Below are 18,168 nucleotides of genomic sequence, written 5' to 3'. Positions count from 1 at the left end.
GCCGCGCCTGCGGTGACAAGGGGGGTCAGGACGCGGAAACATAGAGGACGGGGTTTATGACAGACGCCACTGCCACGACGGATGGACCGATCCAGATCCAGCCGCCCGCAGGCAAGTACCGCTGGGTGGTCGTGTGGTTGCTGTTCGCGGCCATGGTCATCAACTACGTTGATCGTCAGGCGCTGGGCGTTCTGAAGCCGACCCTGATGGACGAGTTCGGCTGGACCGAAACCAACTATGCCGACATCGTCTTCTGGTTCCAGGCCTCCTATGCCGTCTCCTACCTGCTGTGGGGGCGGCTGGTCGACCGGATCGGCGCGCGCTGGGGCTTCGGCCTGGCCTTCATCATCTGGCAGCTGGCCTTCATCGCCCATGCCGGAATCCGCAGCCTGAACACCGCCATCTTCGCGCGCGTGGCCCTGGGTATCGGGGAGGGCGGCGGTTTCCCGGCCGGCATCAAGGCCGTGACCGAGTGGTTCCCCAAGAGGGAACGCGCCTTCGCCGTCGGCATCTTCAACGCCGGCACCAATATCGGCGCGATCATCACGCCGCTGATCATCCCCTTCATTGCCTCGATCTGGCTGGGGACGGTCGAAGAGCCGAACTGGCAGATGGCGCTGATCATCACGGGCGTCCTCGGCTTCATCTGGGTGCCGATCTGGTTCGCGGTCTACAAGCGTCCGGGCGAGCACAAGCGCGTCACCCCGGCCGAGCTGAACTGGATCGCCCAGGACGCGCCCGACCCCGTGCACAAGATCGGCTGGCTGAAGCTGCTGACGGTCAAGGAGACCTGGGCCTATGCGCTCGGCAAGTTCCTGATCGATCCGATCTGGTGGTTCTTCCTGTTCTGGCTCCCGGGATTCCTGCAGAAGACCTACGACCTGAACATCCTGACCTTTGGGCCGCCCCTGATCGCCATCTATCTGCTGAGCGACGTCGGCTCCGTCGGGGGTGGCTGGCTGTCCAGCCAGTTCCTGAAGCGGGGCATGAGCCTGAATGCGGCCAGGAAGCTGACCATGCTGATCTGCGCCATCGCCGTGCTGCCGGTCGCCTTCGCCGGCATGGCCGCCAACCTGTGGGTCGCAGTCCTGATCATCGGCGTCGCCACCGCCGCGCACCAGGGCTTCTCGGCCAACCTGTACGCCATGCCGGGCGATGTCTTTCCGCGCTCGGCAGTGGGATCGGTGGTCGGGATCGGCGGCATGATCGGCGGGTTCGGTGGCATGGCCATGGCCAAATATGCCGGCTATGTGCTGGACAAGATCGGCAGCTATACGCCGATCTTCGTGGTCGCGGCCTCGGCCTATCTGGTGGCGCTGCTGGTCATCCACATCCTGTCGCCGAAGTACGCACCGGCGAAGGTCTGAGGCTTTGGGCTGGACGGGTCGGGGCGGCGGTAGCAATAGAGCCGCTTCCCAGCCCGGAGGCCCGCCTTGTCCCAGTCCTTTCCGATCCCGTCGCCGGCCGACTGGCGCGCGGAGGCTGAGAAGGCGCTGAAAGGCCGGCCGGTCGAGGGACTGGTCCATCTGGACGCCGACCACCTGACCACGCGGCCCCTGTATGGCCGGGCCAATGCGACCGACGCCGTGTTCGCACCGCGGGCATCGGATGCGGATGGTCGGGCCTGGGACCTGCGGACCCTGGTCGAGGGCGACGACCCTGACGCGGCCAATACGGCGGTGCTGGCCGATCTGGAAGGGGGGGCGGCGTCTGTCATCCTGTCGGGGGCCGTGCTGGCGGATTCCGGGCCGCTGGGCGGTGCGTTGAACGGCGTGGCGATGGAGCTGGCCCCGGTCGGACTCGACGCCGGGATCGACGGGCCGGATGCGGCCAATGCCCTGGCGGTCGTGGCCAAGGGCGCGCCCCGTGCGAGGCTGATGTTCCATATGGACCCATTGAGCGCCTACGCGGTGGCGGGCGGATCGCCGCGTCCGATCGAGGCGCATATCGAACTGGCGGCGAACACGGCGGCGCGGCATGCCGGGGCCTATCCGGACGCGACCTTCTTTCTGGCGACCGGCCGGGCCGCCCATGAGGCGGGTGGGTCGGCCGGGCAGGAACTGGGCTTTACCGCCGCCGCCGCCGTGACCTGTCTGAAGGCGGCGGTCGAGGCCGGGCTGCCGATCGAGCGGGCGCTGGCGGGCACGGTTCTGGGCGTCAGCGTCGATGCGGAGTATTTCGACAGTCTGGCCAGGGTGCGGGCGCTGCGCCTGATCTGGCGGTCGATCAGCCGGGCGTTCGGGTCCGAGACGACGGCCCGGATCGAGGCGCGGTCATCGCGACGGATGCTGGCAGCGAAGGATCCCTGGCCGAACCTGCTGCGGCTGACGGCGGCGGGGTTCGCGGGCGCGGTCGGCGGGGCCGACGCGGTGGTCCTGGACGGGTTCAGCCGGGCGGTCGGACGACCCGATGGCTTCGCGCGGCGGGCGGCCCGCAATACCCAGCTGATCCTGATGGAAGAAGCCCACATCGGCCGCGTCGCCGATCCGGCGGCGGGGTCATGGTATCTGGACCACCGCACGCGTGACCTGGCCGAGGCGGGCTGGGCCGAGTTCCAGCGGATCGAGCGGGAGGGGGGCATCGTCGCCTCCCTGCGCGGCGGGGCGTTTCAGCAGCGGGTCGCGGCGTCTCGGGCAGCGGGCAAGGCGCGTCTGGCCGAGGGCGGTGGCCAGATGGTCGGGGTGACGAAGTTCGTGGATGCGGAGGCGCGGCCGGTCGTGGTCGAAGCCAAAGCCGAGGCGTCGCCCCCTTTGAATGGCGGCGACGATCGGTGCCCGCCCCTCTCGCCGCTGCGCTGGGCCGAGGCGTTCGAACGGGGAGCGGCGGTATGAGCATGCCCGATTTCACCAAAACCGCTCTCGACCTGTCGCCCCTCGGCGGCGCCCTCGACCGCGCGCCCATCCGCACGCCGGAAGGCATCGATATCGCGCCCGCCTACGACGCAGCGGCCATCGCCGACCTGAACTTCACCGACGGCCTGCCCGGGTTCGCGCCGTTCGTGCGCGGGCCGTATCCGACCATGTATGCGTCCAATCCGTGGACCATCCGCCAGTACGCCGGCTTCTCCACCGCCGAGGCTTCGAACGCCTTCTATCGCCGGAACCTCGCGGCCGGGCAGAAGGGGCTGTCGATCGCCTTCGACCTGGCGACCCACCGGGGCTACGATTCCGACCATCCGCGGGTGGCCGGCGATGTCGGCATGGCGGGGGTGGCCATCGATTCCATCCTGGACATGCGGACCCTGTTCGACGGCATCCCGCTGGACCAGATGTCTGTGTCGATGACCATGAACGGCGCGGTCCTGCCGATCCTGGCCCTCTATGTCGTGGCGGCTGAGGAGCAGGGCGTCGCCCACGCGGCCCTGACCGGGACCATCCAGAACGACATCCTGAAGGAGTTCATGGTCCGGAACACCTACATCTATCCGCCCGGACCCTCGATGCGGATCATCGCCGACATCTTCGCCTGGACGGCGCAGGAGACGCCGAAGTTCAACTCCATCTCCATCAGCGGCTATCATATGCAGGAGGCGGGGGCCTCTGCCGATCTGGAGCTGGCCTATACCCTGTCCGACGGGCTGGAATACATCCGCGCCGGGGTGGCGGCCGGTATGGACGTGGACCGTTTCGCGCCGCGCCTGAGCTTTTTCTGGGCCATCGGCATGGACTATTTCATGGAGGTGGCCAAGCTGCGCGCCGGACGCCTGCTGTGGGCCGAGGCGGTCCAGGCCGAGTTCGCGCCCAGGGACCCGCGCAGCCTCTCCCTGCGTGCCCACTGCCAAACCTCGGGCTGGTCGCTGGCGGCTCAGGACGTGTTCAACAACGTGCCCCGGACGATGATCGAGGCGATGGCGGCGGCGGGCGGCCAGACGCAGTCGCTGCACACCAATTCGCTGGACGAGGCCCTGGCCCTGCCGACGGATTTCTCGGCCCGGATCGCGCGCAACACCCAGCTGCTGCTGCAGCTGGAGACGGGGTTGACGAAGGTCATCGACCCCTGGGGCGGCAGTTTCTTCGTGGAGCGGCTCACACACGAATTGGCCGAACGGGCGCGGGCACACATGGCCGAGGTGCGCGACCTGGGCGGGATGGCGGCGGCGATCGAGGCCGGGCTGCCCAAGCTGCGGATCGAGGAGGCGGCAGCCCGGACCCAGGCGCGGATCGACACCGGCCAGCAGACGGTGGTCGGCGTGAACCGTTATCTGAACGCCACGCCCGACGACATCCCGGTGCTGAAGGTCGACAATGCAGCGGTGCTGGCGGCCCAGATCGACAAGCTGAAACGCCTGCGGGCCGAACGGGACGAGGCTGCGGTGCAGGCCGCCCTCGCCGCCCTGACCGAAGGGGCAAAGGGGTCCGCAAACCTGCTGGAACTCTGCGTCCGCGCCGGCCGCGCCCATGCCACGGTCGGCGAGATGTCCGACGCGCTGGAGGCCGCTTTCGGACGCCATGTCGCGACGGTGAAGACGGTGTCGGGCGTCTATGCCCGGGAGGCCGGGGCCAATCCGAGGATCAGCCGCGCCCGCGACATGGTCGCTGCCTTCGTCGAGAACGACGGGGGGCCGCCGCGTATCCTGATCGCCAAATTGGGCCAGGACGGTCACGACCGGGGTCAGAAGGTCGTTGCGACAGCCTATGGCGACCTGGGCCTCGACGCCGTGGCGGGACCCCTGTTCCAGACCCCGGCGGAGGCCGCCCGGGACGCTGTGGCGAACAACGTCCACGTAGTCGGGGCCTCCTCGCTGGCGGCGGGGCATCTGACGCTGGTGCCTGCGCTGAAGGCCGAGCTGGAGAAGCTGGGGCGACCGGACATCATGATCACCGTGGGCGGCGTCATCCCGCCGGGCGACGTCCAGACCCTGATCGATATGGGAGCGGCAGCCGTCTATCCGCCCGGCTCGGTCATCGCCGACACGGCCATCGACCTGATCGAGAAGCTGAACCAGAGGCTGGGATACGCCCAGAAGGGCTGACACGTATCAGGGGCGCTGGCGCGACGGCAGGGCCTCGATCTCCGCCTCCGTCAGCTTGCGGTCGATCCGCGCGCGACAGGGAACGTCGGTCGCTCCGGGGCTACCTGCGGTATACAGCCGAACGGTGTCGCCGACGCATACCTGACCCGAGCCGCCGAAATCCTGCGTGATCGCGAGGGTAACGGCAAAATCGATATCGAGGCAGCCGCCGGCCGAGAGCTGATAGACGTCGCGGTTCAGCACGCGGATGTAGAGGCTCCGGGCGTCGCCCTGGCGAAAGTTCGTGACCTGGGATTGGTCGAAGCACTGACGCGGCCGGGTCTGTCGGGCGACCTCGGCCTCCGGATGGACGGGCGCGGTCGGTGCGCAGGCGGCGACGGCACCGAGGCACAGAAGGACGGCGTAATGGCGCATCAGAGGATCTCCCGTGGGAGATCAATCATCCTGCCGGACGGATGGTTCCACAAGGGCCTGAAGCGCGGTGCGCGTGAGCGCGATGCGGTTCGCGATATCGGCGGGCAAAGGCGACGGACGACCCAGGGCCCGGGCGACGAGATGCTCTGCCAGCAGGGGAGCCAGGCAGAAGCCGCGTGAGCCGAGCCCGCCCAGAACGAACAGGCCGGGTTGGACCGGCACGGCCCCGCAGACCGGAAGGCGATCGCGCGTCGTCGCCCGGATGGCGGCGCGAGACGTGACGGTGGCCGGATCGACACCGGCCGCCAGGTCCGGGAAGCGCGCGGCCAGGGTGGCCAGGTTGCGGATCGTGTCGGCGGCGCGAACTTCGCTCGTCGTCTCGTCCCTGTCGTGGGTCGCCCCGAACAGGAAGCCGTCGCGGGTCGGTGCGACATAGCCGCCCCAGGCCGCGGCAACGGGCCGCGCGTGAAGGATCCAGTCGGCCTGACCCCGGACGGGCGAGAGCGTTATGCCCGGGATCAGGTCGGCATTGCCCGCGCCCGCGCACAGGACGACGGTTTCGACCTCCGCCAGGGTCTGGCCCGCGGCATCCAGAAGCGTCCAGCCGGAGCCGTCCGGCACGATCGAGGACACGTTTCCCGGCTTCATCTCCGCCGGGCCCAGCCAGTGGGCAAGGATCGCAGCCGGGGCGACGGTCAGGGCGTCGCGCATGACCAGATCGCCATCGTCGTCCAGCCGCATCGCGCCGGGATCCCAGATCGGCTGGTCGACGATCCGGGCAAGTCGCGCCCGGTCACGCTCGTTGCCTGGCTTCTGCACCACGCCATGGGCCAGGACGGCGTCTGGAATGTCTCTATAGAGGGCACCCGCCCGCTCCAAGGCCTGGGCGAACAGGGCCGCGATGGTCCCGTCGCCGAGATCGAACCGGGGGGTGACCAGGGCGGCCGGAAATCCGGACGCGCCGTGGCCGGGTCCGGACGATTCGTAAACCGCCGCCGACACGCCTTGCGCGGCCAGGGCGCGGGCGACCGAGGCCCCCGCGATGCCCGCACCCACGATGGCGATGGAAGCCGGGGCAGGGTGAGGCAGGCCGGTCCCCCTGAGTCTGGCCTCCAGCCGCTGGCGCTTGCGCCCATGGCCCGGCATCTTCTCGACGACGAAGCCGCGGTCCGAAAGGCGACGGCGGACGTCGCCCGCCACCGTGAACGTCGCGATTCGGGCGTCCGGGGCGGAGCGCGCCGCGATCGCGTCCATGACCGCTTCCGACCACATGTCGGGATTGGTCGCAGGGCTGAAGCCGTCGAGGAACCAGGCGTCGGCCAGGCCCGACCACTGCGCCAGCGCCCGGTCGACCGGTCCTATCGCCAGATCCAGGGTGGCGGCGAAGCCGGGCAGGTCGATCCGATGAAACCCCGGGGTGGAGGCGGGCCATCCGGACAGCAGGGCCTCGGCTGAGGATGCCACCTCCGGCCAGTGTGACAGGGCCCGCCTCGCCTCCTCCGGTACCAGGGGAAAGCCCTCCACCGAGAACAGGCTTAGCCGCTGGCCGGGGGTCCGGGTCCGCTGCCACAGGTCGAGCACGGCGACGATGTTCAGGCCTGTGCCGAAGCCGAGCTCCGCGATGGTGAAATGCGGTCGATCCTTCCAGGCGTCCGGCAGGCCGCACCCCCGCAGAAAGACGGCACGGGTCTCGGCCAGTCCATCTTCGGCGGAAAAGTAGACATCGTCGAACCGGCCCGAGCGCGGTTCGTCCGCCTCGGTCCAGACCAGCTGTGGATCACGATCGGCGGGGACACGCATCGGCGCGGCTTAGCCGCTGAGGCCCGAATCAAAAAGGGGCCGCCCGTAGGCGACCCCTTCCCGGGACGAGGATCACCCCGCCCCGACGCTTTCTTGAGACCGACAGGCCTTAGTGCGCGGCGGCCTTTTCAGCCGGAGCCATCGCGCCGTCGGCGGCAGCCGGAGCCGGAGCCATGGCGGCGTCGGCAGCGGGGGCCGGGGCAGCAGCGTCGGTGGCGGCACCGGCAGCAGCGGCGGCGTCGGTGGCGGCAGCGTCAGCGGTCGCGGCAGCGTCCGTAGCGGTGTCGGCAGCGGCGGTCGCGTCTGCGGCGGCGGCGTCAGCCTTGTCTTCAGCAGCGGGTTGGCAGGCGGCCAGGGCCAGAGCGGCGGCCGAAGCGGCAATCAGGGCAACGATGCGCATTGTAGATTTCCTTCCCTAGGGGTTTTGCGAGTTTTTGGACCTCGCTGTGTCTGAGATAACGGGATCGTGAGCGAAACCGCAAGGGAATTCCTCACGCGTTCGTGATGCTCCGCAGGCGAGAAGATGCGGCGCGACGTCGCGTTCACAGACCGGCCCGGATGAGGTCCGGACCGGTCTTTCGCAGGATCAGGCGGCGGGCCTGGACGGTGCCATGGCACCTTCTGCGGCCGGGGCCATCGCGCCCTCGGTCGATTCGGTCTTCTCTTCGGCGGCGGGCTGGCAGGCGGCCAGGGCCAGGGCGGCGGTGCCGGCGCAGGCGACGGCGATCAGGTTGCGGATGGACATGGGAAACCCCTCTCGGTTGAGACGCCCATGCAGGGATGCATCGGCGATGCCCGGGCTTACGCCCGGTCCCGGGGGTCGGTTACACGGGCCCGTGATGGCCGCGCGACGATCCGGCGTTGACGATCAGGCCTCGGTCGGTGCGGCCGACAGAGTCTCTTCCATTTCGAGGAAGGACGGCTGGGCGCTCGACGGGATATCGCCGCGGCCGATCTCGACCGAGATCTGGGCCGCATTGCCGTGCAGATGGGCGACCAGGACGGACTGGATGATCTTGTAGAAGGCGGCCTCCTCGTCGACGATTGCCTGCAGCCGTGCCGCCAGCGGTCCGACCAGGCCATAGGCCAGGAACACGCCCATGAAGGTGCCCACCAGGGCACCGCCGATCATGCCGCCCAGAATCTCGGGCGGCTCAGTGATCGAGCCCATGGTCTTGATGACGCCCAGCACGGCGGCCACGATGCCGAGGGCCGGCAGGGCGTCGGCCATGGCCTGCAAGGCATGGGGCGCGGCCGCGGCCTCGTGATGGTGCTTCTCCAGCTGCTTTTCCATGGCGTCCTCGATCTGGTGAGGATCCTCCAGGTTCATCGTCATCATCCGCAGGGTGTCGCAGATGAAATCCGTGGCGAAATGGTCCTTCAGAACCTTGGGGTATTTCTGGAAGATGGTGCTCTCGCCCGGCTTTTCGATATGGCTTTCCAGGGCGATGACGCCCTTGGATTTCATCGTCTTGGTCAGGGCGAACAGCAGGGACAACAGGTCCTTGTAATCCTGTTTCTTCCATTTGGGGCCGGCGAAGGCCTGGCCGAGACCGCCCATGGCCGACTTCAGCACGCCGACGGAGTTCGAGATGAGGAAGGCCGCGATCGCCGAGCCACCGATCGCCATCAGTTCATGCGGCGCGGCATGGATGATTACGTCGAACTTGCCACCCGCGAGGGCGTAGCTGCCGAACACCATGCCGAACAGCATGATGATGCCGATGATCTGAAACATGAGTTGGTCCGCGCCCGATAGGAGCGACAACCATGGCGGTTATTGCTTAACGTCGCCTTGCGACTAAAGCCGGGTCGTGCCGCTTTGTATCGCCTCGTACCCCTCGGCGGTGAGTTTCTGATAGCCGGCCTTGCCGCCGCGCACATAGACCTGTCCCGGCAGGGCGGGGTCGAAGCCGTCAGCGACCAGATCGACCTTGCGATATTTGAAGGTGCCGGTCGTCTCCAGAGACCTGGCGATGCGCACAAACACGGGCTGGGCATAGGGCGGCAGCTGTTCGGCGACATAGGCCCCGAAGTCCCTGGCCACGAACTTGCCCTCCGGGATCACGGTGACCATGCCGGCCTTGCCTTCGGCTCCTGGCACTGGAACGCCATAGGCGATGACTTCCTTGACGCCGGGCGCGTCGGTCAGGCGCTGTTCGACCTCGGCGGTGGAGACGTTCTCGCCTTTCCAGCGGAACGTGTCGCCGATCCGGTCGATGAAATAGAAATAGCCCTCGGCGTCCTGACGCATCAGATCGCCGGTGCGGAACCAGCGGTCGCCGCGCGTGAAGACGTCGGTCAGGATCTTCTTCTCCGACGCCGCCTTGTCGGCATAGCCCGAGAAATCGTGGCGGATGTCGTCGCCGATGGCCCCGATGGCCTCGCCGATCTCTCCGACGCGGGCTTCCTGACAGAAACCGTTCGGCAGTCGCACGGGTTGCTCCGTATCGATGTCGAAGGCGACCATGCGAATGTTGATCTGCTTCTTCAGGAATCCCGGCACCCGGCCGATCGCACCCTGTTTGCCGTCGAAGTTGAACAGGGAGACATTGCCCTCGGTCGAACCGTAGAACTCAAGAATCTTCGGAATGGCGAATCGCGACTGGAACTCGGGCCAGACATCGGGGCGCAGGCCGTTGCCGAACGCCAGCCGCAGCTTGTGACCGCGCTCGCCTTCCTGTTCGGGGCCGTTGACCAGGTAGCGGCACAGTTCGCCGATATAGACGAAAAGCGTGGCCTGGGTCTTGTTGACGTCGGCCCAGAAGCTGGAGGCAGAGAACTTGCGACGCAGGATCAGCCGCCCGCCGGTCAGCAACGCCGGACCAAGCCCGACCAGACCGCCGGTGGAATGATAGAGTGGCAGGACGTTGAACACGCGATCCTGGGCCGTCGCATCGGTCGCGCCGGCGAAGGCGCGCATATAGGTGCGGGCCCGAGCGTGATGGATGCGCGCAGCCTTCGGCATGCCGGTGGTGCCGGAGGTGTAGATGTAGAGCGCTGTGTCGCGGTTGGTCAGGCCGGCGCGAACCGACTTCTGGGGTCGCACCGACGAGCCGCTGCGGACCGGATTGTCCAGGCCGCGCCGTTCCGACACCTCGTCGGCGTCCGGCAGGCCCAGAACCCAAAGCATCATGGTGCGGGTGATGAAGGGGCGGGCCTCCTCGCAGCGCCGCCACGTCTCCTCGTCGGCCACCACCTGGGCGACGCCGGTGATGTTCAGGCAGTGGGCCAGGGCCTGGCCGGTCAGGTTGGTGTTGATCAGGGCCGTGGCCACGCCGACTTTGGCGAAGCCCATCCAGGCGGCGACATACTCCGCCCGGTTCGACATCACCAGGCCGACGACGTCGGACCGGCGCAGACCCCGGTTCCGGGCCCAGTGGCCATAGCGGTTCGCCATGGCGTCCAGCTCGCGATAGGTCAGCGTGCGGGTTTCATCCTCCAGCGCGATATTGTCGCCGAACCTGTCGACGGCCTCCTCGAAGTCGTCGCAGATCAGGACGTCGCTATCGAGCGCGATGGGTTTGATGCGTTGAAGCAGCCGACGCAGACCGGCCGCGAATGTCAGATCGCGTCGGATATTCGCCGCTAGCCCCATGGTCGGCATCGCTCCGTCTTCGTGCGCAAGGTTCAACGACCGTGATGGACAAGGGTCGGGTCCGGGTCAACCGGCAGGGGAATCTGTAACGGTGGACGTTGGCGTTTCCCGTCCGGTCGTGGCGCCGCTGCATGGGTCACGTAGCGGAAGGCGATGATATCGGTCGCCGTTTCCGGGCCGCTCCATCGTCGCGGTCCGACATGACGCCTGTGTTCAAGTGGGCACCAGGGTGTGCACTGCCAGGATTTTGCCCCGGTCGTCCCGGACGTGGACACGATTGCGGCCAGCGTGGTGTTTCTTCCGAACAAGTCGCGATTCGCTGGGACCGTGTTCTTGAGATCCTTCATTCATGCCGGACCGGGGAGAAAACACAGACCCCCGTCACCTGGTGCGGATTGGATCCCCCCGGTTTTCGCCGGGAGTTCTTTGCGGTCTCACGCAGCGGGCGAAACCCGCCAGATCACATTGCCGACGTCGTCGGCGACGAGCAGGGCTCCGGTCCGGTCCGTCTGGACACCGACGGGACGCCCCATGGCCTCGTCCCTGTCATTCAGGAAGCCGGTCAGGACGTCCATCGGCGCGCCGCTGGGGACGCCGTCAGTGAAGGGCACGAAGATTACCTTGTACCCGGCCTTGGGCTCACGGTTCCAAGATCCGTGCTGACCGACGAAGGCCCCATGGCGGAAGGTCGCCGGGAACAGGGTTCCCTCATAGAAGGTCAGGCCGAGCGAGGCCGTGTGGGCCCCAAGGGCGTAGTCGGGCGCGATGGCCGAGGCGACCCTGGCCGGGTCCTGCGGCTGGACGCGGCTGTCGACGTGCTGGCCGAAGTAGCTCCAGGGCCAGCCGTAGAAGGCTCCCGGCGTGACAGACGTCATGTAGTCGGGCACCAGATCGTTGCCGAGCTCGTCGCGCTCGTTGACCGCGACCCACAGTTTGCGACTGTCCGGCTGCCAGGCCATGCCGACCGGGTTGCGCAGGCCGGACGCGTAGATCCGCGACTGGCCCGTGGCGATGTCGATTTCGTGGATGGCAGCGCGACCGACCTCTTCGTCCATGCCATTCTCGCCGACATTGGAGTTGGAGCCGACCCCGACATACAGCTTCGTCCCATCGGCCGAGGCGACCAGGCTCTTGGTCCAGTGGTGGTTGCGACCGGCGGGCAGGGCGGCGATCGGGGTCGGTGCGGCCGTGATCTGCGTCGCGCCGGTCTGGTAGGGAAAGGCGACGACGGCATCGGCGTTGGCCACGAACAGGCGGTCGCCGACCAGGGCCATGCCGAAGGGCGAGGTCAGATTGGTCAGGAAGTCGGTTTTCACCTCGGCCACGCCGTCACCGTCCGCGTCACGCAGCAGGACGATCCTGTTCGGGCTTTGCACGCCCGCGCCCGCGCGCGTCATGACCAGGCCCATGACCCAGCCGCGGATGCCGCCCTTCTTGTCCTCGGGCCTCGGAGGTGCGTTGGATTCGGCCACCAGGATGTCGCCGTTGGGCAGGCGATACAGCCAGCGTGGGTGATCCAGGCCGCGGGCGAACGCCTGGACGCGGAAACCCGGGGCCGGGGTCGGCATGACGCCGTCAGGCCAGCCGACTTTCGGCGCGATGTTCACCGTGGGGGTGAACAGGTTCCTGTGCGGTTCGGTGATCCGGGGGTTCGCCCCATAGGTCGCGCCGGGGGGCAGAAGGGGCGGGGCCGCGCAGGCCGACAGCCCGGCCACGAGAGCCATGGCTGCCGCAGGCGCAGCGAGGGTGGAACGGGCGACCATGGCGGTATCCTTGTCGATCAGGCAGTCGGAGGGAATTCGAGGCGGCTGGTATCGTAGCCGAGCGCCCGGGCGCGGGCGACAAGCTGGGCCAGCGTCTCTGCACTGGGCACCTCGCGGGTATAGATCCACAGCTTGTCGAAGGTCGGATCGGCCGAGATGAACCAAGTATAGTCGTCGTCGTGGTCCAGGATCCAGTATTCCCAGGTCACGAAGCCGGCGAAATAGCGGGCCCGGAATTTGGCATTGGTGCCGGGGTCGAGGATGGTCGCGTCGGCACCGATGGCCTTTTCCTTGCCGGTCGGCGTGCCCGACTGGCAGGTGTCGCGCACCGCCAGCGTCGTCGGCGAGCGCAGTTCGTAGGACGAGGCACCCGCCACACAGCCGTCCGTCAGGCGCATCGGCAGGCGGGCGATCTCCAGCCAGCGCCCGGTATAGAGCCGCTCGGCATCGACGGGCCTTGTCGGCTGGGGGGCCTTTACCTGATCCGGGGGCGTGGCTGTCGCGCAGGCGGCCAGGCCGAGGGCGGCCACGACGGCCAGCGAGAGAACAATGGACTTGCGCGACATGACATATCTCCGGACAGGACAGGAAGACCGAAGATACGGTGCCGGTTCCCGAAACGGACGCGACGAAAGCGCGCGGAGCCGATGCCCGGGCCATCGGGCAGGCCGACGTGCGCGGGAACTCTGGCCAACGGGGCCGTACACCGTCCGGACCGGGGGAAAAAGGCCCCGCTGTCTTGAGCCTGTCGCCACAAGCGCCATATTGCGGACACGCCGCTTCGGCCGATTTCTCAGGACGCGCCGAATGCCGCCGACCTCCACCCAGCCCACCTCCGCACCCGTCATCGATATCAAGGGCCTGACCAAGACCTATGCGTCCGGGTTGCAGGCGCTGAAGACCGTGGATCTGCAGATCGGCAAGGGCGAGATCTTTGCCCTGCTGGGCCCGAACGGCGCCGGCAAGACGACGCTGATCTCCATCGTCTGCGGGATCGTGACGCCGTCGACCGGAACGGTGATCGCCGACGGCCACGACATCCAGACTGATTATCGCAATGCGCGGATGAAGATCGGTCTGGTGCCGCAGGAGCTGACGACGGATGCGTTCGAGACGGTGCTGGCGACGGTCACCTTCAGCCGCGGCCTGTTCGGCAAGGCCCCCAACCCGGCCTTCATCGAGAAGACCCTTCGGGCGCTGAGCCTGTGGGACAAGAAGGACAACAAGATCATGACCCTGTCCGGCGGCATGAAGCGCCGGGTCATGATCGCAAAGGCCCTGTCGCACGAGCCGGACATCCTGTTCCTGGACGAGCCGACGGCGGGCGTCGATGTCGAGCTGCGCCGCGACATGTGGAACCTGGTGCGCGAGCTGCGCGCGGGCGGCGTCACCATCATCCTGACCACCCACTATATCGAGGAGGCCGAGGAGATGGCCGATCGGGTGGGCGTGATCCTGAAGGGCGAGCTGATCCTGGTCGAGGACAAGTCCGAGCTGATGAAGAAGCTGGGCAGGAAGACCCTGACCCTGAACCTGCAGGACCCGCTGGGCGACATTCCGCCGACGCTGGCGCAGTGGGATCTGACCCTGAAGGCCGACGGCAACGAGCTGGAATACGTCTTCGATTCCAATGCCGACAAGACCGGTGTGCCGTCGCTGCTGCGCGCTCTGTCCGATCAGGGCATCGCCTTCAAGGACCTGAACACCCGCCAGAGCTCGCTGGAGGACATCTTCGTCAGCCTGGTCCACCGCGAACCGGCACAGGACATTCAGACGGGAGCCGCCGCATGACCTTCAACGGCTACGGCGTCTGGGCCATCTATCGCTTCGAGATGGCGCGGGCGCTGCGCACCGTCTGGCAGTCCATCGTGACCCCGGTCATCACGACGGCCCTCTATTTCGTCGTGTTCGGCTCGGCCATCGGGTCGCGCATGACAGAGATCGACGGCGTGCCCTATGGGGCCTTCATCGTGCCGGGGCTGATCATGCTGAGCCTGTTCACCCAGTCGATCTTCAATGCCAGCTTCGGCATCTATTTCCCGAAATTCACCGGCACGATCTACGAGATTCTGTCGGCCCCCGTGTCGTCGCTGGAGATCGTGATGGCCTATGTCGGGGCGGCGGCGACCAAGTCGGCGGTGCTGGGTCTGATCATTCTGGCAACGGCCGCCTTCTTCGTGCCGCTGCAGATCCTGCATCCGATCTGGATGCTGACATTCCTGATCCTGACGGCGACGACCTTCAGCCTGTTCGGCTTCATCATCGGCATCTGGGCCAACGGGTTCGAGCAGTTGCAGATGATCCCGATGCTGGTGGTGACGCCGCTGACCTTCCTGGGGGGATCCTTCTATTCGATCGACATGCTGCCGCCCGCGTGGCGCACGGTCACCCTGTTCAACCCGGTGGTCTATCTGATCAGTGGCTTTCGCTGGAGCTTCTACGGCTCGGGAGACGTTGGCATCGTGTGGAGCGTGCTGGCCACCCTCGGCTTCCTGATCGTCTGTCTCGGCATCGTCTTCTGGATGTTCAAGACCGGCTATCGTCTCAAATCCTGACGGAGAAGACCCATGACCATAGCGACCTGGAACGGCCAGATCATCGCCCAGTCGGACGACACGGTGGTGGTGGAAAACAACCACTATTTTCCACGCGACGCGGTCAGGGCCGAGTATCTGACACCCTCCACGACGACCTCGGTCTGTCCATGGAAGGGCACGGCCTCGTATCATTCGCTGGTCGTCGACGGGAAGGAGAACAGGGACGCCGCCTGGTTCTATCCGACGCCCAGATCTGCCGCTGCCGAGATTGCGGATCGCATCGCCTTCTGGAAAGGTGTCGAGGTTCGCTGATCCGTTATTGGACCGCCGCATCCAGACCGTCTAGGACGGGCCATGGTCGATACGCCCTCCTCCGAGCCCCAATCCGGCCCCGCGCAAGGCCCTGGCCCTGAACCCTTCAAGCGGGGCCGGATCACCTGGTCGCGCCCGCCCCAGCCGATATTCCGCGTGGGGCCCCCGCCGCGCGGCTCAGGGCCCCTGCCGGCTCAGGGCCAGCGCCCGGTCGCCCAAGTTCCACTTCGGCAGAATGGGGTTGGCATTCTCAGCGGCTCCATGACTCCAGGGGCCGTCCCGCCTTCGACGCCGGCCCGTGCCCAGATCGAGAGTGCAGCGCTGCCGACGCCCCGGCCCGAGGCCGGGCCGGAGTCCGTTCTGCCACCCCTCGAACCTCCGGCCCCGGCCCCGGCCCGGCTCGATTCCGTCGTTGGTGCCGTTGAGACACCCCGTCTGCCCGAGCCCTCGCTGACGCCGCGTTTGAACACCGAGGCTACCGCGCCCGGCATCGAAACGGCACCGCTGTCGGTTGAGCCGGTCTCATCGCCTCCGACGGCGGCGGAGGCTCCAGCGACCGACGCCGACGCCTCGATCCGGACCCAGTCCTTGAACTAGGGTCTCAGCGTTCGCTGCTGCGATAGGGCAGATATCCGCGCTCGACCATGCGACGCAGACCTTCGTAGGCCTCGGAGAGTTCCTCATAGGCGGCGCGCATGCCGGCCAGGCGCTGTACGTCCGCGTCAGCGACGGCCACCCCCGCTTCGGTCAGTCTCAGCGCCTCGGCGATCCAGCGTGCGCGGGCGGTGGCGGCTGAGATCGCCAGGCGCTGGAAGGCTGCGGGCTCGGCGTGGTTGGTCCCGAGGCCGAGCACCTGCGGGATCACTTCGCGGTTCGACACGAAGGTGGTGTAGTCGATCTGTTCCAGATGGCCGCGCAGACGCCGTTGTTCCTGGGGGTCGGTGTCGCTGGGCTCGAAATGGTCCCGGCGGCTGCGGTAGCTGGCGGTCATGATGCTCGACATCCCGATCTCCGTGAGGGGCGGCCTCTCAGGGGATCAAGGTGCGCCTGTCAGGTTAACGGCTTCTTGCAAAGTATTCCTTATGCGCCGCGGTCAGTCGGCCTTCCGGGCCGGTCCAGCCGGGCGGCAGGGGTTCGGCCCACCCCTCGACGACCCCTGCACCATCCTCGGGCCTGAAATAGCCGGCGGCCGAGCGAAAGCCGAAGATCCACCAGATTTCCAGCATATAGCCGTGCGCGCGACGCGCGTCGGCCTCGGTGCGTCTGGAGACGGCCGCCACGGCCAGACCCAGACGCCCGGCCAGGTCCGAGGCCTCGACCGGCCCGTCAGGTTCGGCGAGGATGTCGTCCAGCAGGTCGTCGATGACGGCCGACAGCTTCGCCCGGGTCTTTGGTCCTTTCGGACCGGGGTAGTCGCCTTCGGCAGCGAACTTGGCTTCGTCGCGCAGGGCTCTCAACCGCGCCCGGATCTCCGGCGACAGCAGGGCTGACTCTTCATACAGGGGCTCAGGCCCACGTTTGACCAGACGCCACGCCGCGCCGCCGATGGCGACCAGTCCGAGCACGACCATGGCGATGAAGCGGGCGTAGTGAGGCATGAAGCGAGTCTAGACCCTGATCGGCCGAGGTGGAATCGCTTGCTGTTGCAAATGATCATGCATCAGGCCCCGCCCATTCGGCGAGAACCCCCGCATCGGTTTCGGCGGGCTGCCTGTCGTCTCGCAGGGCCGCAAAGGCCGGGCCGTCCAGCAGACGCGACAGAGCCCAGACGGCGGCCCCCCGGACGAGCGGCGAGGCATCGGTCGTCAGGGTCGAAGCCACCTTGATCAGGCCTGCGTCGCCGCTGTTGCCGATGGCATAGAGAACGTTGCGCACGAACCGGTCGCGGCCGATCCGCCTGATCGGGCTTTTCGGGAACAGGGCACGGAACGCCGCGTCGTCCAGCGAAACGAGGTCCCCGAGACGGGGGGTGATCGAGGCCTCGCGGGCCAGCAGCCGTGTCTCGCGGGCCCCTTGCGCGAACCTGTTCCAGGGACAGACCGCCAGGCAGTCGTCGCAGCCATAGATGCGCGAGCCGGTCAGGGCGCGGAACTCCACCGGCCACGGCCCCGCGTGCTCTATGGTCAGGTAGGACAGGCAGCGCCGGGCATCCAGCTGGAAGGGCGCGGGAAAGGCCTTGGTCGGGCAGGCGTCGAGACAGGCGGTGCAGGTGCCGCAGTGTTCCGTCCCGGCGTTGTCGGGCGTGATCTCCGCGGCCGTCAGGATCACGCCCAGGAACAGCCAGTTGCCGTGGTCGCGGCTGAGCAGATTGGTGTGCTTGCCCTGCCAGCCCAGGCCTGCGCGCTGGGCCAGAGGCTTTTCCATCAGGGGCGCGGTGTCGACGAAGACCTTGACGTCGGCGTTGAGGCGAGCTGCGACCTGCCCGGCCAGGGTCTTCAGCCGCCCCTTGATGACCTCGTGATAGTCGTCGCCGCGCGCATAGACGGAAATGTATCCGGCGCTGCGATCCGCCATCTCCGGCAGGGGATCTTCGTCGGGACCATAGTTCATCCCCAGCACGATGGCGGTGCGCGCGCCGGGCCACATCGCCGTCGGATGAGAGCGGCGTTCGAGCGTCGTCTCCATCCAGCCCATGTCGCCGTGCCGGCCGGCCTCGACGAAATGGGCGAGCCGCTCGCCGGCCGACCATGGCTCGGTCGCCGAGGCGAAGCGGCAGATCGAGAAGCCGAGATCGGCCGCCTGGGTGCGGAGCAGGTCGCGGGGATCGGACAT

The 18,168-nt window shown here is 67.5% G+C and carries 18 protein-coding genes; 7 read left to right on the top strand and 11 right to left on the bottom strand.

Annotation, left to right across the window (positions count from 1 at the left end):
- Positions 1-56 precede the first annotated feature (56 nt).
- The 3 genes from HZ989_RS00090 to scpA all read left to right on the top strand — a co-directional run bounded on the left by HZ989_RS00090 (position 57) and on the right by scpA (position 4,972).
- On the top strand, positions 57-1,367 hold the full coding sequence (locus HZ989_RS00090; protein ID WP_209321633.1) for an MFS transporter: 1,311 nt from the start codon (positions 57-59) through the stop codon (positions 1,365-1,367).
- Positions 1,368-1,433: 66 nt separating this feature from the next.
- On the top strand, positions 1,434-2,831 hold the full coding sequence (locus tag HZ989_RS00085; protein ID WP_209321632.1) for a methylmalonyl-CoA mutase family protein: 1,398 nt from the start codon (positions 1,434-1,436) through the stop codon (positions 2,829-2,831).
- Positions 2,828-4,972, top strand: a complete 2,145-nt coding sequence (gene scpA / locus HZ989_RS00080; RefSeq protein ID WP_209321631.1) for a methylmalonyl-CoA mutase — start codon at positions 2,828-2,830, stop codon at positions 4,970-4,972. The genes HZ989_RS00085 and scpA overlap by 4 nt, the downstream gene beginning before the upstream one ends.
- A 6-nt stretch (positions 4,973-4,978) precedes the next feature.
- Here the strand turns inward: scpA and HZ989_RS00075 are convergent, their stop codons facing one another.
- The 8 genes from HZ989_RS00075 to HZ989_RS00040 all read right to left on the bottom strand — a co-directional run bounded on the left by HZ989_RS00075 (position 4,979) and on the right by HZ989_RS00040 (position 13,113).
- The gene (locus HZ989_RS00075; RefSeq protein WP_209321630.1) at positions 4,979-5,386 is read right to left on the bottom strand and encodes a DUF6491 family protein; all 408 of its coding nucleotides are present in this window, start codon (positions 5,384-5,386) and stop codon (positions 4,979-4,981) included.
- A 21-nt stretch (positions 5,387-5,407) separates the two neighbouring features.
- A complete protein-coding gene (mnmD, locus tag HZ989_RS00070; protein ID WP_209321629.1) occupies positions 5,408-7,186 on the bottom strand; it encodes a tRNA (5-methylaminomethyl-2-thiouridine)(34)-methyltransferase MnmD in 1,779 nt (592 codons plus the stop codon).
- Between the two features lie 109 nt (positions 7,187-7,295).
- Positions 7,296-7,586 (bottom strand): hypothetical protein, encoded by a 291-nt coding sequence (locus HZ989_RS00065; RefSeq protein ID WP_209321628.1) that lies wholly within the window; start codon positions 7,584-7,586, stop codon positions 7,296-7,298.
- Positions 7,587-7,772: 186 nt separating this feature from the next.
- Positions 7,773-7,931 (bottom strand): hypothetical protein, encoded by a 159-nt coding sequence (locus tag HZ989_RS00060; RefSeq protein WP_209321627.1) that lies wholly within the window; start codon positions 7,929-7,931, stop codon positions 7,773-7,775.
- Between the two features lie 123 nt (positions 7,932-8,054).
- Positions 8,055-8,924, bottom strand: coding sequence for a flagellar motor stator protein MotA (gene motA, locus HZ989_RS00055; protein ID WP_209321626.1), 870 nt, complete (start codon positions 8,922-8,924; stop codon positions 8,055-8,057).
- Positions 8,925-8,987: 63 nt separating this feature from the next.
- Entirely contained in the window at positions 8,988-10,784 is a 1,797-nt protein-coding gene (locus HZ989_RS00050; protein WP_209321625.1) for a long-chain-acyl-CoA synthetase, read from the bottom strand.
- A gap of 434 nt (positions 10,785-11,218) precedes the next feature.
- Positions 11,219-12,547 carry a sorbosone dehydrogenase family protein gene (locus tag HZ989_RS00045; RefSeq protein ID WP_209321624.1) on the bottom strand — a complete coding sequence of 443 codons (1,329 nt, stop codon included), beginning with the start codon at positions 12,545-12,547 and terminating at the stop codon, positions 11,219-11,221.
- 17 nt (positions 12,548-12,564) lie between these two features.
- Positions 12,565-13,113: a lipocalin family protein gene (locus HZ989_RS00040; RefSeq protein WP_209321623.1), complete on the bottom strand. Its 549-nt coding sequence runs from the start codon at positions 13,111-13,113 to the stop codon at positions 12,565-12,567.
- A 241-nt stretch (positions 13,114-13,354) separates the two neighbouring features.
- On the opposite strand from HZ989_RS00040, the gene HZ989_RS00035 reads away from it, so the two are divergent.
- From HZ989_RS00035 to HZ989_RS00020, 4 genes are all read left to right on the top strand, one after another.
- Positions 13,355-14,338, top strand: coding sequence for an ABC transporter ATP-binding protein (locus HZ989_RS00035; RefSeq protein WP_209321622.1), 984 nt, complete (start codon positions 13,355-13,357; stop codon positions 14,336-14,338).
- Positions 14,335-15,102: an ABC transporter permease gene (locus tag HZ989_RS00030; RefSeq protein WP_209321621.1), complete on the top strand. Its 768-nt coding sequence runs from the start codon at positions 14,335-14,337 to the stop codon at positions 15,100-15,102. The genes HZ989_RS00035 and HZ989_RS00030 overlap by 4 nt, the downstream gene beginning before the upstream one ends.
- 12 nt (positions 15,103-15,114) lie before the next feature.
- Positions 15,115-15,396, top strand: coding sequence for a DUF427 domain-containing protein (locus HZ989_RS00025; RefSeq protein ID WP_209321620.1), 282 nt, complete (start codon positions 15,115-15,117; stop codon positions 15,394-15,396).
- Positions 15,397-15,657: 261 nt separating this feature from the next.
- The gene (locus tag HZ989_RS00020; RefSeq protein WP_209321619.1) at positions 15,658-15,993 is read left to right on the top strand and encodes a hypothetical protein; all 336 of its coding nucleotides are present in this window, start codon (positions 15,658-15,660) and stop codon (positions 15,991-15,993) included.
- A 4-nt stretch (positions 15,994-15,997) separates the two neighbouring features.
- Here the strand turns inward: HZ989_RS00020 and HZ989_RS00015 are convergent, their stop codons facing one another.
- From HZ989_RS00015 to queG, 3 genes are read right to left on the bottom strand one after another with little or no spacing between them, the layout of a single operon-like run.
- Positions 15,998-16,399 (bottom strand): hypothetical protein, encoded by a 402-nt coding sequence (locus HZ989_RS00015; protein WP_209321618.1) that lies wholly within the window; start codon positions 16,397-16,399, stop codon positions 15,998-16,000.
- Between the two features lie 52 nt (positions 16,400-16,451).
- Complete coding sequence (locus HZ989_RS00010) at positions 16,452-16,994, bottom strand: hypothetical protein (RefSeq protein WP_209321617.1); 543 nt, start codon at positions 16,992-16,994, stop codon at positions 16,452-16,454.
- A gap of 55 nt (positions 16,995-17,049) precedes the next feature.
- The gene (gene queG / locus HZ989_RS00005; protein ID WP_209321616.1) at positions 17,050-18,168 is read right to left on the bottom strand and encodes a tRNA epoxyqueuosine(34) reductase QueG; all 1,119 of its coding nucleotides are present in this window, start codon (positions 18,166-18,168) and stop codon (positions 17,050-17,052) included.

The organism is Brevundimonas sp. AJA228-03 (assembly GCF_017795885.1).
Classification (GTDB): Bacteria; Pseudomonadota; Alphaproteobacteria; order Caulobacterales; family Caulobacteraceae; genus Brevundimonas.
Note: the sequence above shows the minus strand (reverse complement) of the source record. Positions and strands in the feature narration are given on the sequence as shown.

Excerpts from the sequence above, each read along its gene's own strand:
- HZ989_RS00020 (WP_209321619.1), top strand. The coding sequence starts at position 15,658 with ATGACTCCAGGGGCCGTCCCGCCTTCGACGCCGGCCCGTGCCCAGATC.
- HZ989_RS00035 (WP_209321622.1), top strand. The coding sequence starts at position 13,355 with ATGCCGCCGACCTCCACCCAGCCCACCTCCGCACCCGTCATCGATATC.
- HZ989_RS00045 (WP_209321624.1), bottom strand. The coding sequence starts at position 12,547 with ATGGTCGCCCGTTCCACCCTCGCTGCGCCTGCGGCAGCCATGGCTCTC.
- mnmD (WP_209321629.1), bottom strand. The coding sequence starts at position 7,186 with ATGCGTGTCCCCGCCGATCGTGATCCACAGCTGGTCTGGACCGAGGCG.
- HZ989_RS00050 (WP_209321625.1), bottom strand. The coding sequence starts at position 10,784 with ATGGGGCTAGCGGCGAATATCCGACGCGATCTGACATTCGCGGCCGGT.
- HZ989_RS00015 (WP_209321618.1), bottom strand. The coding sequence starts at position 16,399 with ATGTCGAGCATCATGACCGCCAGCTACCGCAGCCGCCGGGACCATTTC.
- HZ989_RS00025 (WP_209321620.1), top strand. The coding sequence starts at position 15,115 with ATGACCATAGCGACCTGGAACGGCCAGATCATCGCCCAGTCGGACGAC.
- HZ989_RS00030 (WP_209321621.1), top strand. The coding sequence starts at position 14,335 with ATGACCTTCAACGGCTACGGCGTCTGGGCCATCTATCGCTTCGAGATG.
- scpA (WP_209321631.1), top strand. The coding sequence starts at position 2,828 with ATGAGCATGCCCGATTTCACCAAAACCGCTCTCGACCTGTCGCCCCTC.
- motA (WP_209321626.1), bottom strand. The coding sequence starts at position 8,924 with ATGTTTCAGATCATCGGCATCATCATGCTGTTCGGCATGGTGTTCGGC.
- HZ989_RS00060 (WP_209321627.1), bottom strand. The coding sequence starts at position 7,931 with ATGTCCATCCGCAACCTGATCGCCGTCGCCTGCGCCGGCACCGCCGCC.
- HZ989_RS00065 (WP_209321628.1), bottom strand. The coding sequence starts at position 7,586 with ATGCGCATCGTTGCCCTGATTGCCGCTTCGGCCGCCGCTCTGGCCCTG.
- HZ989_RS00010 (WP_209321617.1), bottom strand. The coding sequence starts at position 16,994 with ATGCCTCACTACGCCCGCTTCATCGCCATGGTCGTGCTCGGACTGGTC.
- HZ989_RS00090 (WP_209321633.1), top strand. The coding sequence starts at position 57 with ATGACAGACGCCACTGCCACGACGGATGGACCGATCCAGATCCAGCCG.
- queG (WP_209321616.1), bottom strand. The coding sequence starts at position 18,168 with ATGTCCGATCCCCGCGACCTGCTCCGCACCCAGGCGGCCGATCTCGGC.
- HZ989_RS00040 (WP_209321623.1), bottom strand. The coding sequence starts at position 13,113 with ATGTCGCGCAAGTCCATTGTTCTCTCGCTGGCCGTCGTGGCCGCCCTC.
- HZ989_RS00075 (WP_209321630.1), bottom strand. The coding sequence starts at position 5,386 with ATGCGCCATTACGCCGTCCTTCTGTGCCTCGGTGCCGTCGCCGCCTGC.